Here is a 17476-nt window from a genome sequence, read left to right on the forward strand (position 1 = left end):
AAGAGGTTTGCGTCACCCGAGCGATTCCGGGTGACGCAAACCTCTTGATCGACAGGGTGGGACGGGGTCAGCGGACCATGGAACCGACCACCGGCTTCGTCAGCAGGGCGGACTGGTTGCGCTGGATGCCCGGGTCGAGCGTCTTGGCCACGAAGATGGCGTGCCAGATGCAGAAGATCAGCACCGTCCACACCTTGCGGGAGTGGTCGGCCTCCTCCCGCTTGTGCTCGTCGAGCAACCGCAGCGCGTACGACAGGTCGAGCAGGTCGCCCGCGCCTGAGGTGCTCAGCACGTGCCGGGCCCACTCGTACATCTCGCCGCGCAGCCAGACCCGGGTGGGCGTCGGGAAGCCCAGCTTCTTGCGGTTGACGATCGCCGGCGGCACGACACCCTGCAACGCCTGACGCATGGCGTACTTGGTGGCGTCCGAGCGCGGCGGCAGCTTCAGGTCCACCGGGATCTTCGCCGCGACGTCGAAGACCTCACGGTCGAGGAACGGCACCCGCACCTCCAGCGAGTGCGACATCGAGATCCGGTCGGCCTTGACCAGGATGTCACCGCGCAACCAGGTGTAGAGGTCGACGTACTGCATCTTGGTGACGTCGTCCAGCTCGGTGCACTCGGCGTAGATCGGGGCGGTCACGTCGGTGTAGCGCACCGAGGGGTCGTAGCGCCGCATCAGGTGCTGCTTCTCCTCCTCGGTGAACATCCGCGCGTTGCCGTAGTAGCGCTCCTCGATCGGGGTGGTGCCGCGCTCCAGGAAGCTCTTGCCCTTGACCCCCTGCGGGATCGCCTTGGAGACGGCGCGCAGCCCCTTCTGCACCCCACCGGGCAGGCCGTTGACGGTGCCGAGCGACAACGGCTCCCGGTAGATCGTGTAACCGCCGAAGAACTCGTCCGCGCCCTCACCGGAGAGCACCACGGTGACGTGCTCGGCGGCCTTCTTCGCCACGAAGTAGAGCGGCACCAGCGCCGGGTCCGCCACCGGGTCGTCCAGGTGCCAGACGATCTTCGGCAGCGCGTCGATCATGTCCTGCGGACCGATCTTGGTGGGGATGGTGGTGACGTCCAGGTGCCGGGCCGACTCCTGCGCGACGTCGATCTCCGAATAGCCCGGCACGTCGTAGCCGACAGTGAAGGTGAGGATGTTCGGGTTGAACTCGCGGGCCAGCGCGACGACAGCCGTCGAGTCGATGCCGCTGGACAGGAACGAGCCGACCGGCACGTCGGAGCGCATGTGCATGCGGACGCTCTCGCGCAGCGTCTCCCGGATCTCGTGGTACAGCTTCTGCTCGTCGTCGACAGGCGCGGGCCGGAACACCGGCCGGTACCACCGGCGTACGTCGATGCGCCCACCCGGGGTCCAGCTCAGGTACTCCCCCGAACCGATACGGCTGATGCCCTTGTGCAGGGTGCCGGGCTCCGGAACGTACTGCAGGGTCAGGTAGTGGCTCAGGTTCGCCGCGTCGACACCCGCGTCGCCCTGGTAGTTGCTGTGCGCGAACGGCAGCAGCGCCTTCTTCTCCGACGCCAGGTACAGGCCGTCGGCGGTCTCCAGGTAGTGCAGCGGCTTGATGCCGAAGTAGTCGCGGGCGCCGAACGCGCGCCGTTCCTGCCGGTCCCAGATGACGAAGGCGAACATGCCGCGCAGGCGGGTGAGCACCTGCTCGCCCCAGAAGTGGTAGCCGGCGACGATCACCTCGCCGTCACCGGCGGTGGCGAACTGCGCGCCGAAGTTCCGGACGAGCTCGTCGCGCAGCTCGATGTAGTTGTAGATCTCACCGTTGAAGGTGAGCAGGTAACGGCCGTTCGCGTAGGGCAGCGGCTCGTGACTCGACGCGACGTCGATGATGGCGAGCCGCTTGTGGGCGAACACGCCGTCCGCGTACCGGCCGGAGGCGTCACCGACCACCTCGACCCCTGTCTCGTCGGGGCCGCGGTGGTGCAGGCATTCCAATGCTCCGGCGATGTGGTCGCGGTGCGCGGCGGCGTTACCGTTCGCGCTGAAGAAGGCCAGGAGTCCGCACATGGTGGTCATCTTTCCACGCGGTCCGTCGGCCCGTCGCAGCCGTCCGTCGATCCGGAGCGCTCCCGGCCGCCACCAACACGAACCGGCCACGCGGTACCGTCGGGACCAGCAACGACGCGGAGGGAGCGGCGCAATGACCGAGGAACGCACCGACGGTACGCCGACAGACGGCACGGAATCGCACGATCCGGACTTTCCGGAAGCGTTCCTGTCCTTCATGCGGCAGGGCTGGCGGGACACCGACCTCCCGGTCACGCCCCGTCCCGAGGCGCCCAACTACGCCAAGCGCCGCGCCGCGCTGTCGGCGGCCTTCCCCGGCGAGACACTTGTCATCCCGACCGGCGGCGAGAAGGTCCGCGCCAACGACACCGCCTACCCGTTCCGGCCGGGCAGCGACTTCGCCTACCTGACCGGTGACCACGACCCGGACAGCGTGCTGGTGCTGCGCCCCAACGGCTCGGGGCACGACGCGACGCTGTACATGCGGCCCCGATCGTCCCGTGAGACCGACGAGTTCTTCCGCAGCCGGCACGGCGAGCTGTGGGTCGGCCGCCGGCACACCCTCGGCGAGAAGTCCACCGAGCTGGGCCTGCCCACCGCCGACCTGACCGGCCTGGAGGCGACGCTCGCCGACCTGGCGCCCGGCCGCACGCGGGTGCTGCGCGGCTTCGACGCCCAGGTCGACGCTGCCGTCCGCCCGTACGACGGGGTCCGCGCCGAGGGGCAGCCGCCCCGCGACCGGGAGCTGGCGATCGCCATCTCGGAGCAGAAGCTGGTCAAGGACGAGTGGGAGATCGGCCAGCTCCAGGACGCCATCGACGCCACGGTGCGCGGCTTCGAGGACGTGGCCCGGATCCTGCCGGCCGACCGCGCCGTCTCGGAGCGTCTGCTGGAGGGAATCTTCGCGCTGCGCGCCCGCCACGACGGCAACGACGTCGGGTACGGCTCGATCGTCGGCGCGGGCGAACACGCCACGATCCTGCACTGGGTGCACAACCACGGCGCCACCCGTCCGGGTGACCTGCTGCTGATGGACATGGGCGTCGAGGGCCGCAACCTCTACACCGCCGACGTGACGCGGGTGCTGCCGGTCACCGGCCGGTTCACCGCCCTGCAACGCCAGGTCTACGACATCGTGTACGCCTCGCAGCAGGCCGGCATCGACGCCATCCGCCCCGGCGTCAAGTTCAAGGACGTCCACCTGACCTGCATGCGGGTGCTCGCCGAGGGCCTGGCCGACCTGGGCCTGCTGCCGGTGAGCGTGGACGAGGCCATGGACGAGAAGTCCTCGGTCTACCGGCGGTGGACGCTGCACGGCTTCGGCCACATGCTCGGCATCGACGTGCACGACTGCTCGAACGCCCGCAAGGAGACGTACCGCGACGGCGCGCTGGGCGAGGGCTACGTGCTCACCGTCGAGCCGGGCCTGTACTTCCAGCCGGAGGACGAGCTGGTCCCCGCCGAGCTGCGCGGCATCGGCATCCGCATCGAGGACGACGTACTCGTCACCGCCACCGGCGCCGTGAACCTGTCCGCCGGCCTGCCGCGTACCGCCGACGAGGTGGAGACGTGGCTGGCCGAGCAGCGCGAAGCAGGTCCCCGCCTGCCCGCCTGACCTCCTGCCGCCAGCCGCGCCCCTCCCTCGACCCCGACCTCCGGGCGTCGGCGGGAGGGGCGCGGCGTTGCCCCCACCCCAGGCACTCGCCTAGATCCACTCGGGTTCCTTGAATCCGGGGCTTCCGACCCGCTCGGACAGCGCGCTTCCAAGGAACCCGAGTCGATCACGCCCGAGAACGGCGCCGCCCCACCGGCCAGCCCTCGGCCCCGCCGGACCAGCACCGGCCCCATCGGCCAGTGCTGGGCTGACCGGGCTGAACCTGGGTCGCCAGCACATCTGGTCGCGCCTGCCTGGCGGGCCCGGGACCCACCGACGTCGGCTGGGCGCATTGATCCACTCCAGATCGCCGACGTTGCGGTGTCCGGGCGCCGGGATACCGCGATATCGGCGCAACGGAGTGGGTCACGCCTCGCATTCGCCTAGATCCACTCGGGTTCCTTGAATCCGGGGCCTCCGACCCGCTCGGACAGCGCGCTTTCCAGGAACCCGAGTCGATCACGCTCGGCGGCAGCGCTCCGCGGCGGCGCTCCGCGGCAGCGCGTGGCAGCTTGGTGGCAGCGACAGTGCCTCGCGCCTCACGCTCCGCCCGCGACGAGTGTCGCGACCCCGCGTTTGGGCTGCTCACACCCCTTCCTGTCACCCCGGACGGTTACCGGGTCCCTGACCTAACGTGAGGCGTATGCGGGGTTTTCTCGGATACGTCCGCCTCGCGAAGATAGTTCTCATACGGTGAGCATCGGAGGCTACAACCTATTTGTGGCTGGTCGTGGCGCTGCGGGCGGTGCGACCCCGTCTGGTAGCAGGAAGGGCGGAAGGCTCTGATGTCAAACGACGTAACGAGTACCGACGGCGGAGCCTCGACGGCTCCGCCGACACGACGACGACGGGCCCTGTGGGTTGCCGGCGTCGCCGGCCTGACCGGGGTGGTCGGACTGGCCGCCCTCGGTGGTGTGGCCGCCCGAGACGACAAGCCCACCCCCGACCGGGTGTCCGACGCCCAGCCGTCGACCAATCGGCAGAACGTCAGCGACGCCGGCGGAAACACCGGCGGCGGCAAGGAGAGCAGCGGCAAGGAGAGCGCCGGCAACGGCGACGAGTGGAGCGACGGCGAGTGGAGCGGCTTCGAGGACCGCGCCGGCACGGACGACAAACGGGACGAGAAGGACCGCACCAAGCAGGTGCCCTGCGACTCGGACAAGCTGATCCAGGCGATCACCTTCGCCAACAGCGGCGACGGCGGTGTGCTGGAGCTGGCCAAGGGTTGCACGTACACCCTGACCCGCAGCCAGGACGGCAACGGCCTCCCGGTGATCACCGAGCCCATCACCCTCAAGGGCGAGCACACGACAATCGGACGTGAGGCCACCGCCGACTACTTCCGCATCCTGAACGTCGGCGCGGGCGGGCAACTCACCCTCAAGGGCCTGAGCATCAAGGGTGGGCAGACCATCCAGCAGGCGATGGCCGTGGAGCCGGCGACGGTGTGGGGGCCGTACTCGGCCTCGGTCCGGGCCGCCGCTGCGACGGCCAAGCCGGCGACGGCCACCGCATCCGGCACCGCAGCCAAGCCGGCAACGGCCACGGCAGCGAAGCCCGCGGCGACAACCGCCCCGGCCACGGCAGCGGCAGCCAAGCCGACGGCACCGGCAGCGGCAGCGGCAGCGGCAACCAAGCCGACGGCGGCAACCGGCCAGGCCACGGCAGCGACCAAGCAGGCGGCGGCCCAGCAGGCGGCGGCCCAGCAGGCGGCGGCCCAGCAGGCGGCGGCCCAGCAGGCGGCGGCCCAGCAGGCAGCGACCAAGCAGGCAGCGACCAAGCAGGCGGCGGCCCAGCAGGCGGCGGCCCAGCAGGCAGCGGCAGCCAGGCAGGCAACCGCCAAGCAGGCAGCGGCCAAGTCAGCGACCGCACCGGCCCAGCAGGGAGCGACAATCGCCAAGGCCCCGCCGGCCGCGGCGAGCACGGCGGCGGTCGTGCCGCTGGTCGAGGAGCCCGGGTTCAACGACGGTGCCGGGGTGCTCGTACAGCCCGGGGGCCGGGCGGAGATCCTGGACAGTGAGCTGCTCTACAACCAGTCCGGCGGCAGCGGCGGCGGGCTGGCCAACTTCGGCAGCACCAGGCTCAGCAAGACGACGGTTGCGCACAACACCGCGTTCTTCGTCGGCGGCGGCATCTTCAACGCCGGCGTACTCCAGGTCGACGAGTCGAAGGTCAAGGACAACACCGGAATCATCGGTGGCGGTGGCATCTCCAACGGCGCGCCGGCGATTCGCAGCGAGGGCGTTGTGGGCGGTTCGGTCTGGGTCTACAAGAGCGAGGTCACCGACAACGAGACGCTCGGCTTCGGCGGCGGCGTGCTGGATGTCGAGGGCACCACGACGCTGCACCAGACGACGGTTGGTGACAACACCGCGGTGCTCGAGGGCGGTGGCATCGCGGTGGCGGACAGCCAGCTCACCCTCAAGGACGCCACGGTGGTCAGGAACAGCACCGCTCGCGAGGGTGGCGGCCTGTTCGTGAGCTCCGACAGCGTCGCGACGATCGAGAGCAGCAGGATCAAGGACAACACCTCGGTCTTGTGGGGCGCCGGCCTCTACAACGACGACGGCGTCACCACGCTGCGCGACAGCGAAGTGGTGGGCAACCGGGCCGTCGGTTCGTCCGCCCGCGGCGGCGGCATCGTCAACGCCGACGGGAGCGAGGTCAGACTCCACCGGACGACTGTGGCGTACAACTTCTCCACCCTTGAGCCGGGGGGCATCTTCAACAGCATCGGCGGCACGGTGCTGCTGGACGACGAGTCCGCGGTCACTGCCAACCGACCGACCAACTGTTTCAACGTTTCGGACTGCTTCGCCTGATCGGGTGGGGCTGAACCACATAGAGGGCGCGCCCCTCCGAGCCGGTCACGGCACGGAGGGGCGTACCCATTTGGGCTGGTCAGAGGGTCGGCGGCCCGGCTTGGGGGCGGCGTGTCCGGCCGGGGTTTCCCGGCCGGCGAACGCGAACATGAACCTAATGTGGGGTTGTTTCGGATACGCCCGCGAGGCGAGGAACATTCTCATACGGTGTTTTTGGGAGCTACAACCGATTTGTAGCAGGGGACGACCGCCTGGGGGCGGCGACCCTGTCTGGTACGAGGAGAGGGCAGAGAGCTCCGATGTCCAACTACCTAACGAACAACGAAGCCTCCGGGCGGGCGACGGCCAAGAGCCGCCGCAAGCTCTGGCTCGCCAGCGGCGTGGCCGGTCTGACGGGCGTGATCAGCCTCGCGGCGGTAGGCGTCGCGGGCAGCGCCGGAGCGGTTGGCCTGAACTGGAACACCGCGCAGGTCAGCAAGGACGGCGACCAGCACGGCGACGAGGGCCGCGACTGGGACAAGGACAAGGACCAGGACAAGGGCAAGGACCGCGACAAGGACCACGAGCGCGGGAAGGAGGTGCCCTGCGACACCGACAAGCTGATTCAGGCGATCGTGTTCGCCAACAACAAGCACGGCGGTGTGCTGGAGCTGGCCAAGGGCTGCACCTACAACCTGAGCCGCAACGACTACGAGGGCAACGGCCTGCCGATCATCACCGAGAACATCACGCTCAAGGGTGAGCACACGACGATCGTCCGGGAAGCCACGGCAGACTACTTCCGGATCCTGAACGTCGGCAGCGGTGGGCACCTCACCATCAAGGGCCTGACCATCAAGGGTGGCCAGACCCTCGAATTGGACAACGCCGTCGAGCCGGCGGCCGTCTGGGCGTCCTACTCGGACTCCGAGGCGATCGCGGCGCAGGTGAAGGCGGGCGTTCCGCTGAACCAGGCGCTCGCGACGCGGCAGGCCAACCCGAAGGCGGGCCTGAAGGCCGCGCCGAAGGTGACGCCGAAGGCCGCGCCGAAGGCGGCGCCTGGCGTTGTCACGCCGCTGGTCGAGGAGCCGGACGAGAACGACGGTGCCGGCATCCTGGTCCAGCCGGGTGGCACGGCCGAGATCCTCGAGTCCGAGGTCGTCCTCAACCAGTCGGGCGGCAACGGCGGTGGCGTGGCCAACTTCGGCACCACGAAGATCTGGCACAGCACCGTCACCCGCAACACGGCCTTCTTCTTCGGTGGCGGTGTCTTCAACGCCGGACTGCTCAAGGTCGAGGAGTCGAAGATCACCGACAACACCGCGGTCATCGGTGGTGGCGGTATCTCCAACGGCGCCGCGGAGATCTTCACCGACGACGTCGACGGCGGGACCGTCGAGCTGAAGAAGGCTGAGATCACCGACAACGAGACGCTGGGCTTCGGCGGTGGCTACCTCGACATCGAGGGCAACACCACGGCGTACGAGACGAAGTTCGCCTCGAACACCGCAGTCCTCGCCGGTGGCGGTCTCGCTGCGGCGGACAGCCAGCTCAACCTCTACAACAGCACGGTCGAGAAGAACAGCACCGCCGGTGTCGGCGGCGGCGTGGCCATCGCGTTCGACAGCGCTGTCACGTTCGAGAAGGGTGCCATCAAGGACAACACCGCCGGCTTCTTCGGCGGCGGGCTCTTCAACGCCGGCAGCCTCACCACGCTGCGCGACACCGAGGTCGTCGGCAACCGGGCGATCGGTCCGATCGGGGTCGGTGGCGGCATCTTCAACATCTTCGGCGAGGTCAACCTGTCGAAGTCGAAGGTCGCCTACAACTTCTCCACGCTCGAGCCGGGCGGGGTCTTCAGCTTCTTCGGCGAGGTGAACGTGGACGACAAGTCCGCGATCACCGCGAACCGTCCGACGAACTGCCTGGCCATCCCGGGCGGCACCATCGAAAACTGCTTCGCCTGATCAAGGCGCAGCGCCAGCACGACGGGCCGGCCCCCTTCCGCACCAGGCGGAAGGGGGCCGGTTCACGTCGCTACTTCTGGACGAACACCGCCACGCCGCGCGCCGGTACGGTGAAGGTGCCGGCCGCCCGGTCGAACGACGCCTTCCGCAGCGCCGGATCGGCCGAGTTCACCAGCACCGGGTGCAGCACCACGTCCGCACCCCGCAGACCGGTAACGGTCTGCGTCGCCGTCTCCGGCGTGCCGTTGAAGACCACTGTCAGCGACGTCCACGCCCCGCCCAGGCCACGGGCGTCCAGGGTCATGGTCAGCACACCCGGGGTCTCCTGCTCCCCGGACAGCGGGAACGCCACCCGCCGCTGCACCTGCTCGGCGGTGCTCAACCCGAACACCGGTGAGGACGCCCGGATGCGCAGCAGTTCGGCGTACCGGGCGTCGGTGGTGGTGATTGCCGCGCAGTCGGGCACCAGGGCCGCGTCGGCGAGCAGCGGCTTGGCGTACGGCCACTTGTCCTGGTTGTCAGGCGCCGGCGGCAGGCCGGCACCGAACCCGTTGCCCCGCGCGCAGTCCCAGCGGATCTGGTTGAACCAGTCACCGGAGTTGAACGAGTTGCGGTCCAACGACTTCGACCGCAGCCGTTCGGTGCCGGCGGTGACGAACCCGGTGCCCTGCCCCAGCGCCACGGTGCTCAGCGCCAGCACCTGCATCCGGGCACGGTCCGCAGCGGTGGTGGCCTGCTGCAGCTTGTACGCCAGCGCGTCGTACAGGATCTCGTTGTCGTGCGCGTCGACGTAGGTGACGGCCTCCCCGGGCGCCGCCGTGTAGCCGGCCGGGGAGGCCGTTGTAGTCCACCTGCGCGCCGGTGACCTGCCGCCCGGCGGTGTCGGTGAACCGGTAGTCCCGCAGGTTGCCGGTGAGACCCACCTTGATCAGGTCGTGGGCGTGCAGCAGGCGGGCCTTCTGCTCGGCCGCCGACCCGTTCACCGGGTCGCCGTTGGGGTCGGTGTAGAGCCCGGAGGCGAAGCCCTGCACGCGGGGGTTGGCGTCGAACGGTCCGCCGCCGCGCACGGCGTCGCGCAGCCGGTCGTTGAACGTGCCGATGCCGGTGCCGGCCATGTTGGCCTGGGTGGCCTGCACGAACCGAGCGTCATTGGCGACCTCGCCGAAGTTCCAGCCCTCGCCGTAGAGCATGATCGCCTTGCCGTCCACCCCGTCGCGGGCGACGGTCAGCCGGTCCAGCGCGGCGCGTACGGCCAGGATGTTCGCCTTCGGGTGGTGACCCATGAGGTCGAAGCGGAAGCCGTCCACCCGGTACTGCTTCGCCCAGGTGACAAGCGAGTCGACGACCAGCTTGCCCATCATCGCGTGTTCCGGGGCGGTGTTGGCGCAGCAGGTGGAGTTGGCGACCGTGCCGTCCTCCAACAGCCGGTGGTAGTAGCCGGGCACGACCTGGTCGAGCACGGACGTGTCGTCGACGCCTGCCGCCGAGGTGTGGTTGTAGACCACGTCCATGACCACCCGCAGGCCGGCCTCGTTCACGCCGGCGACCATCCGCCGGAACTCGGTGGTCCGCGCCGCGCCGACCGGGTCGACGGCGTACCCGCCCTCCGGGACTGTGTAGTGCAGCGGGTCGTACCCCCAGTTGTAGCCGTCGGTCTCCGCGACCGCCGCGACGCACTTCTGCTGTTCCTCGGAGTCCGGCGGGAGCGCCGCCAGATCGCAGGCCGGCTGGCGCTGGTCGGCCCGCCTCTCGGGGATCGTCGCGAAGTCGAACGCCGGCAGCAGGTGCAGGTGGGTGACACCGGCGTCGCCCAACGCCCGCAGGTGGGTCATCCCGGCGGTTCGGGGGTCGGTGAAGGCCAGGAAGGTGCCCCGGCGTTCGGCAGGCACGGTGTCGTCGGCGATGGAGAAGTCGCGTACCGACAGCTCGGAGATCTGCGCCTTCGACGCCGGCACGGCCGCCGGTTTGCGCAGCGTCCGCCAGCCCGGCGGGGCCAGCGCCGGGTCGTTCAGGTCGACCAGTTGACTGTGCGTGGAGTCCGCGGCGAGGGCCACGGAGTACGGGTCGGTCACCGACGCGGTGACCATCCGCTGCGCGGCCGGCTGCCACGCCTGCACCTGGTAGCGGTAGTACTTCCCCGTCCAGGCGTGGCTGCCGCGCACCGACCAGACGCCGGTGCGGTCGTCGCGGCGCATCGGCACCGTCTTCGGCGTGGCGGTCGGCGAGTCGAACAGTTGCAGCGCCACCGTCCGGGCGGTCGGCGCCCAGAGCGCGAGGCTCGGCGTCCGACCGGCGAAGGTCGGGCCGAGGGCGACCTGGGTGGCCCGGGAGTACACGTCGTCGAGCACGCCGGGGATCTGCACGCCGGTCGCGGCGAGCAGGGCCCCCGACGCGTCGCGCTCGGTGACCAGCAGCTGCCCCCGCAGCGCCGCCGGCACCTTCGCCAGGTCACCCCGGTCCAGGGTGAAGGCCCGGTAGGACCACAGATGCGGGAACGCCGCGCGCTGGGCCTCGGTGAGCCCGTTGCGCTGCGCCCGCAACGGCAGGCTGGTGTACGTCCCGGACAGCTCGCCGTCGACGACGCTCACCCCGCCGGTCGGGGCGGCCACCAGGGCGTACACCCGGCCGTCGGTCGGTGGGGTCTGCCAGGCCACCGTGGACCTGTCGATCCAGTGCGCCTTCTGTTTGCCGATGTCGGTGTCCCCGCCTGCACTGGTCGCGGTCGACGGCAGCAGCCGCCCCGGGGTGGCGGCGAGCAACCACATCTCCCGGCCGGCGGCGAGGTCGAGCCGCTGGTCGTCGGGCAGATCCTTGGTGTCGCCGTTGTGGATGATGTAGTTCAGCCCGGTGGCCCCGGCCGCCAGTGGCACCCGGAACACCGCGCCGAACGCGTCGGTGGAGGTCGGTTTGAGCGGGGTGGCCCACTCGGTCGGGTTGGCCGCCCCGTCCCACAGGTGCAGGCCCCACCCGTCGTAGTTGCCGTCGGCCCGCCGGTAGTGGATGACCGCGGTGCCCTCCTCGACCGGCGGGTCCGGTTGACCGGTGGCCGCCTGCCTGGTCGGGTAGACCGCCGGGTCGCCCTGCTTGAGCCAGACCTCACCGGTGGCCGTGACGTCGATACTGCGATCCTGGGCGATGTCCTTCGTGCCGTCGGAGTCGACCACCACGAAGCCGACCGACCTCGCGCCCGGCTTGAGCTTCACCCAGGCGAACCGGCCGTAGGAGTCCTCACCGGCGAACGGCTGCCCCTTCGGCCACTCGGTGACGTACGCCGGGTCGATGTCACCCCACGCGTACAGGCCCCAGTCGTCGTACCCCCCGGCCGGACGCTCGTAGTGCACCACCGCCCACTCCCGGGACCCGCCCCGCTCGGGTGTTCCGACCACGGCGACGGACCGCGCGGTCGCGGTGCGGCCACGACCGTCGCGGACGACGGCGCGGTACTCGATCCGGGTGCCGCCTGCCAACCCGTTGAGGTCGTGGTGCACGGTGTACGGCGCGTGGTCGGCGCTGCCCAGCAACGTCCACCTGCCGCCGGCCACCCGGGCCGCCACGGTGACGGTGGCCAGCGGGTCGCCTGTCACCTTCGCGGTGACCGCCGCGCGGGTGGCCACCGACGCGTCCGGTGCGGGAGTGGTGATGGTGACGGCCGGGTTGCCGGTCGGCCGGGCGATGGGGGTGCCCGCCCGGTACACGGCCGCCGAGAGCGGCGGCACGGTCACGGTGAGCCTGCCGTCGCCGCCGGCCTGTTCAAGGTTCGATCCGCCGTAGATGCCGGTGAAGGTGGCGCCGGCCGACCAGGTGTCCACTGTGACAGTCTGCGCGGTCGCGGCGTTGTTCACCGCCACCACGTACTCGGTCCGGTCGGCGGGGGCGATCCGGGAGGCCGCGAACACGCCGGGGCCGTCGGCGGCGTACCGGGTGACCTGGATGCCGTCGCGCAGCGCCGGGTGCGCCTGACGCAGTCGGCCCAGCTCGGCGATCGTCCGGTACAGCGGGTGGCCGGTGTCGAACTGGTCGCTGGCGTGGGTACGGTCGGTGCCGAGCAGGTCGTCGTCAAGATAGTCGGCGACCTTGGACGCGAACATGTCCTGCCGGGCGTCCTTGTCGCCGCCGGGGCCGGTGAAGCCCTGCTCGTCACCGGAGTAGACCACCGGCTGGCCCCGGGTGAGGAACATCAGTTGGTGGGCGAGCTGATCGCGGCGCAGGTGACTGGTCGGGTCGGTGCCGCCGCCGGCGATGAACGACCCGATCCGGCCCATGTCGTGGTTACCGAGGAAGGTGGTCAGCCGGCCCGCGTCGGTGTCCCGGGCGGCGTAGAGGTCGTCGCGGGCGTACACGTCGGCGAGAGCCTTCGCCGAGCCGGCGCCCGCCGTGTAACCCCGCGCGGCCTCTTGGAACGCGAAGTCGAGGGTGGCCGGCAGGCCGCCCCGACGGACGTAGCTGGAGCTGATCTCCGGATCGGCGCTGTACACCTCGCCGAACAGGAAGAAGTCCTTCTTGCCGGCCTTCTCGGCGGCCCGCTCGACGCCCCGGGTGAACTGCGGCCAGAAGTCCATGTTGACGTGCTTGACGGTGTCCAACCGGAACCCGTCGACGCCTGTCGCGCCGATCCAGTCGCCGTACGCCTTCGTCATCCCCCGCACCACCTCGGGGCGCTCGGTCCACAGGTCGTCGAGGCCGAAGAAGTCGCCGTACTCGCTGTTCTCGCCGGCAAAGGTGGAGTCACCCCGGTTGTGGTACATGGTCGCGTCGTTCAGCCAGGCGGGCACCTTCACGGTGGCGTCACCCGGCTCGGGAAGGACCGGCGTGTACGGGCCGGAGTTCCGGTCGACAGTCGGGAAGTCCCGGCTGCCGTCGGCGTAGTTGCGGTCCTCGAAGGCCCGCCCCTGCGCGTCCGTGTACGGCGAGGTCGCCTTGTCCACGTACGCGTACGTGTTCTCGGCGTACTTGATCACGTCGGCGGTGTGGTTGACGATCACATCGAGGTAGATCTTGATGCCGCGTCGGTGCGCGAGCGAGACCAGCTCCTTGAGCTGCGCGTTGGTGCCGAAGTGCGGGTCGACCTGGGTGAAGTCGGTGATCCAGTAGCCGTGGTATCCGGCCGAGACGTCATTCCCAGTGCCCTGCACCGGCCGGTTCTTGAAGATCGGGGCGAGCCAGATGGCGGTGGTGCCCAGACCCTGGATGTAGGCCAGCTTGTCGATGACGCCCTTGAGGTCACCGCCGTGGTAGAAGCCCTTGTCGGTCGGGTCGAGTCCGGTGCGCAGCCGGTCGCCGGTCAGGCCACCGGAGTCGTTACGCCGGTCACCGTTGGCGAAACGGTCCGGCAGGACGAAGTAGAACTGCTCGGCACGCGCGGTGTCCGCGCCGGCGGACAGCAGCGCCTCGGCGGTGGGCTCGTCGCGCCACTGCACAGCACCGGCCGCGGCGAGGGAGTCGACACCGGACGGTCGGGGGTCGGCGTCGGCGCCGACGAGGTGCACGCCATCCGGCGTACCGACGAGGGTGAAGGTGAGCAGGCAGACGAACGCGAGCAGGGCGGTACGCGGGATCGGCGGGGGTTTCATCGACGGCCTTCCTCTGGTCGTGATTGGCCGCACGCTAACCCTTGCCGAAACAATCTGCAATACCTTGCAAACATAGTCGTAACCGAGCAGCATCCTTGCGGAAGCACAGCTCAGAACCCGCCGCAGCGCACCCCGTCGACAGTGCACCCACGCGGTGTCGTGGACGCCCGCTCCAGGTGGAACCGCAGCGGCACCGACCCACCGGCCGGCACGTCCACCCCACTGACGTACGTGAAGCTCCCGTCGGACTGTCGCAGCGTCCCCTGTGGTGCCCCCTCGACCCACACGGTCACCAGCCGCCCGCCGGTGAAGTCGAACCGCACCGTCCAGCCGTGCGCCGCACCCGACGCGTTGACGATCAGCACCTCGCCGATGAAACCCCCGTCGAAGCTCTGCACGACCCGGTACCGCCCGCTCACCGCGGACGGCCGCTGCGGCGCCCGGGTCGACGCCCGCGCCGAGGTCGGCGCCACCGTCGGACCGACAACCGGTGGCCGCGACATGGCCGGCGTGTTCAGCGGCAGCCCGCTCGCCCGTGGCGACAGCCCCGGCAGCACCGGCGAGCGCTCCGCCAGCGGCGTCGACGCCGGATCCGACGGCACGACCGGCACCTGCGGCAACGGCAACCCCGCCGGCGGCGGCCCGTCGTCGGGAGCCGGACTACGCCCCCGGTACGCGCCCAGCGCCACGAAGAGCAGAACCAGCATCACGACCAGGCCGGCGCACGCCACGATCCACGGCGACGACGCGATGGCGGCCGGACCGCGCGACGGTCGCGGCGCGCGACGCATGCCGGACATGTACCTCCCTCAGCGGGCCGTCCGGGCAGCGTAGCGACCGACGGCGCGGCTCGGAAGCGCCCACCGCCGGCACCGGGGCCCGTTCAGCCGAAGCGGCAGTCGACCCCGTTGACGGTGCACCGCACCGGCCGCTGCGCCGACCCGTCCCACGCCAGGCGCAACCGCACCGTCTGCGTGTCGCCCGGATCCAGCGCCGCCCCGCCGCTCAGCACGAACTCACCGTCACCCCGCGCCGACACCGAGATCCCCGCCTCACCGCTGACCCGCAGGCCCCGCATGTCGTCCTCGAACGCCAACTCCACCCGCCAGTCCGTCGACCGGGCCGACTCGTTCGTCAGCGACAGCACAGCCTCGGTCGCGTTCCAGCCGTCCGTACCGGCCTGGTACCGGGCGGTGACCGCCCCGTTCGCCGCCGCGACCGCCGGGGCGCTCGTCCGGGCCGCCGACGGCGAACCCGTGGTGGCGCGCGGTGACGGCGTCCGGCTGCTGCGCGACGGCCGCGGCGACGCCGTGCGCCGCTCCAGCCCGCCCGGCGTCGGCGCCGCCGACGCCGTGGCCGGCGTGGTCGGCAGGAACACCGGTGGCGCGGCCTGGGGCGCGCTCTCCCGCTCCCGGGTGCGGAACGACAACAGCGCCACCACCAGCAGCACCACAAGCGCCCCGCTGCCGAGCAGCACCACGATCCACGGCACCGACAGCAGCACCCGCGCCGTCCGCGGACCCGCCGCGCCGTCCGGCTCCACCGCCATCAGGTCTCCCCTCGTCCCACCGACGCGACAGCGTAGCCAGCGGCGGCCAGAACGAAAACCTGGCGGGTACGGATCGGACCGACCGGCCCACATGATGCGGAAAACGGCTCACCCCCGTGGACGGTCCGCCCGCGATCAGGCCGTCCGGATGACCGTGCAGATGAGCGGACCCTCACCCGACGTACGCAGCAGGTAGCGGTACCGCTCCCCCGGCACCGAGTGCCCCCGGCTGTCCAGGAACTCCCACTCCACCGACACCATCGTCAGCAGCGCCGACACCGGCTGCACGTCCTCGATACGGGCGTGCGCGGCGATCAGCTCCCGGTCCTGGTAGTCGGGTGCCGCGCCCACGAAGGACAGCGCGACCGCTGCCAACGACGTGAACGAGAAGCTGTACGTGTCGGCCACCACCAACCCGGGCAGGGCGTAACAACCAGCGAGGGACGGCAGGTCGCCCGAGGTCATCGCGGCGCCGTACCGGTCGAAGAAGCCGGTAAGCGTGTCGAGATCCGTGGAGGCGTTCACGACCACAGCAATTGCCGCTCACCCGTCGGGCCAAACCTCAGCGGGGCGGAACCCGGACCTCGATCTCCGCACCCAACCGGGCGCCACCGGTCAACCCCAGATCGTCACCACTCCAGAACCGCCCCGGGTCGTACCAGTTCGGACGCTTACCGGCGGGCAGCAGGCCCATCGCCTCGTAGGTCACCGCCACCACCTCGGCGCAGTACGCCGTCTCCAACGCCCGCTCCCGCGCAGCAGCGCTGGCCGGAGCGGCAGAGTCGCCCCGGGTTGCCTGGGCGGCCCGCGAGACGGCTCGCAGCGCGGCCCGGCCGGGACCCGGCAGCGACGGCACCCGTCCGCGTACCCACCGCCACGCCAACTGCGCGGTCGACGGGAACGGTGTGCCGTCCAACCGCGCGACCGTCCGCAGCACCGCCCGCTCCATTTCCCCGGCCGCCGGCGGGTCGAGCTGCCGCAGCCAGGCCCGCTGCCCGTACCGGTTGGCCCACACGCAGACCGCGTCCCGCAGGTCGTGCAACTGCACACCGCGCTGGTGCGTGCCCGACCACAGGTCCGGCAGCGACCTGCCCAACTCCGCGTGCCACATCAGCGGCGGCATGTCGTCCAGCACCACCGCCATCCCGACGTGGTTGACCGGGCTGTTCGTGGTGAACTGGATCGCCCGGTCCGGCACGCTGCGACCCCGGAACACCCACACGTCACCGGTGCGGGTCAACTCGACGGCCTCATCCAGGCTGATGCTCATGAGGGACTAGCCTAGGCCGATGCGGCAAGGAATGCGGTGGTGGAAGGTCCTCGGGCTCGCCGGCCTGGCCGGGGTCGCGGCGTCCGGCGTGGTGATCGCCCGGGCCGAGCGGCGCCGGCGCGCGTACACGCCGGAGGAGATCAGGCAGCGGCTGCTGGAACGGCACGCCCAGGCCGGCGACGCCGCGAAGCCCGCCGACCCCGCCTGACCATCCGGCCGGTCAAACCTCCCCTGTGGCCAGTCGCCAGACAGCCACCACAGGGCCCACACCCGACGCACCCCGACGCACCTCGCCACGGCACGGGCTGCGCGGACATGATCGACTCGGGTTCCGTGAAGTCGCGGTGTCCAACGCGCCCGGACACCCCGACTTCACGGAAGCCGAGTCGATCACCCCGGCCGGGGGGCGGATGCCCGTTTCCGGCTGGGTGATTTGTCCGGTATCGGCCGTCGTGTCCCGTGGTCGGTGCCACCCGGGCGGCGGAATCGTGGGCCGGGCGGGGTCGTTATACCTGGCAGACCGCCGCGACCCCCGGGCCGCGGCGCACGGCAGCCGCCGGGAACACCCGACCGGCCGCCACGGTTACATCCCCCGCACGGCCGAGCACCACTGGCCGGCCCTGCGTGGCAGCCGCC

At 70.7% G+C, this 17476-nt stretch carries 9 protein-coding genes and 1 pseudogene; 4 read left to right on the top strand and 6 right to left on the bottom strand.

The genetic code is table 11. The features are described from left to right. Positions 1–67: 67 nt before the first annotated feature. Positions 68–2029 (bottom strand): asparagine synthase (glutamine-hydrolyzing), encoded by a 1962-nt coding sequence (gene asnB / locus AB0K10_RS32695; RefSeq protein ID WP_363690017.1) that lies wholly within the window; start codon positions 2027–2029, stop codon positions 68–70. A gap of 133 nt (positions 2030–2162) precedes the next feature. Here asnB and AB0K10_RS32700 point away from each other — a divergent pair, with 133 nt between their 5' ends. From AB0K10_RS32700 to AB0K10_RS32710, 3 genes are all read left to right on the top strand, one after another. Further along, positions 2163–3644 carry an aminopeptidase P family protein gene (locus tag AB0K10_RS32700; RefSeq protein WP_363690019.1) on the top strand — a complete coding sequence of 494 codons (1482 nt, stop codon included), beginning with the start codon at positions 2163–2165 and terminating at the stop codon, positions 3642–3644. 824 nt (positions 3645–4468) lie between these two features. Further along, the gene (locus tag AB0K10_RS32705; RefSeq protein WP_363690021.1) at positions 4469–6505 is read left to right on the top strand and encodes a hypothetical protein; all 2037 of its coding nucleotides are present in this window, start codon (positions 4469–4471) and stop codon (positions 6503–6505) included. Between the two features lie 299 nt (positions 6506–6804). Further along, a complete protein-coding gene (locus AB0K10_RS32710) occupies positions 6805–8451 on the top strand; it encodes a hypothetical protein (protein ID WP_363690023.1) in 1647 nt (548 codons plus the stop codon). Positions 8452–8521: 70 nt separating this feature from the next. On the opposite strand, the pseudogene pulA reads toward AB0K10_RS32710, so the two are convergent. The 5 genes and pseudogenes from pulA to AB0K10_RS32735 form a co-directional block, all read right to left on the bottom strand. Next, a pseudogene (gene pulA, locus AB0K10_RS32715) lies at positions 8522–14021 on the bottom strand (pullulanase-type alpha-1,6-glucosidase). Between the two features lie 110 nt (positions 14022–14131). Continuing rightward, positions 14132–14821, bottom strand: a complete 690-nt coding sequence (locus tag AB0K10_RS32720) for a cellulose binding domain-containing protein (RefSeq protein WP_363690025.1) — start codon at positions 14819–14821, stop codon at positions 14132–14134. 83 nt (positions 14822–14904) lie between these two features. After that, positions 14905–15570, bottom strand: a complete 666-nt coding sequence (locus AB0K10_RS32725) for a hypothetical protein (protein WP_363690027.1) — start codon at positions 15568–15570, stop codon at positions 14905–14907. Between the two features lie 135 nt (positions 15571–15705). Further along, a complete protein-coding gene (locus tag AB0K10_RS32730) occupies positions 15706–16095 on the bottom strand; it encodes a hypothetical protein (protein ID WP_363690029.1) in 390 nt (129 codons plus the stop codon). A 37-nt stretch (positions 16096–16132) separates the two neighbouring features. Then, positions 16133–16840, bottom strand: coding sequence for a hypothetical protein (locus tag AB0K10_RS32735; RefSeq protein ID WP_234588231.1), 708 nt, complete (start codon positions 16838–16840; stop codon positions 16133–16135). 19 nt (positions 16841–16859) lie between these two features. Here AB0K10_RS32735 and AB0K10_RS32740 point away from each other — a divergent pair, with 19 nt between their 5' ends. Beyond that, positions 16860–17048, top strand: coding sequence for a hypothetical protein (locus AB0K10_RS32740; RefSeq protein WP_363690035.1), 189 nt, complete (start codon positions 16860–16862; stop codon positions 17046–17048). Positions 17049–17476: the final 428 nt, after the last annotated feature.

It is taken from the genome of Micromonospora sp. NPDC049274 (assembly GCF_040678875.1).
Taxonomy (GTDB): domain Bacteria; phylum Actinomycetota; class Actinomycetes; order Mycobacteriales; family Micromonosporaceae; genus Micromonospora.

Bases quoted from the DNA above. Each gene is read 5' to 3' on its own strand.
- AB0K10_RS32720 (WP_363690025.1), bottom strand. From the start codon at position 14,821: ATGTCCGGCATGCGTCGCGCGCCGCGACCGTCGCGCGGTCCGGCCGCC.
- AB0K10_RS32740 (WP_363690035.1), top strand. From the start codon at position 16,860: ATGCGGCAAGGAATGCGGTGGTGGAAGGTCCTCGGGCTCGCCGGCCTG.
- AB0K10_RS32700 (WP_363690019.1), top strand. From the start codon at position 2,163: ATGACCGAGGAACGCACCGACGGTACGCCGACAGACGGCACGGAATCG.
- AB0K10_RS32705 (WP_363690021.1), top strand. From the start codon at position 4,469: ATGTCAAACGACGTAACGAGTACCGACGGCGGAGCCTCGACGGCTCCG.
- AB0K10_RS32735 (WP_234588231.1), bottom strand. From the start codon at position 16,840: ATGAGCATCAGCCTGGATGAGGCCGTCGAGTTGACCCGCACCGGTGAC.
- AB0K10_RS32710 (WP_363690023.1), top strand. From the start codon at position 6,805: ATGTCCAACTACCTAACGAACAACGAAGCCTCCGGGCGGGCGACGGCC.
- AB0K10_RS32725 (WP_363690027.1), bottom strand. From the start codon at position 15,570: ATGGCGGTGGAGCCGGACGGCGCGGCGGGTCCGCGGACGGCGCGGGTG.
- asnB (WP_363690017.1), bottom strand. From the start codon at position 2,029: ATGTGCGGACTCCTGGCCTTCTTCAGCGCGAACGGTAACGCCGCCGCG.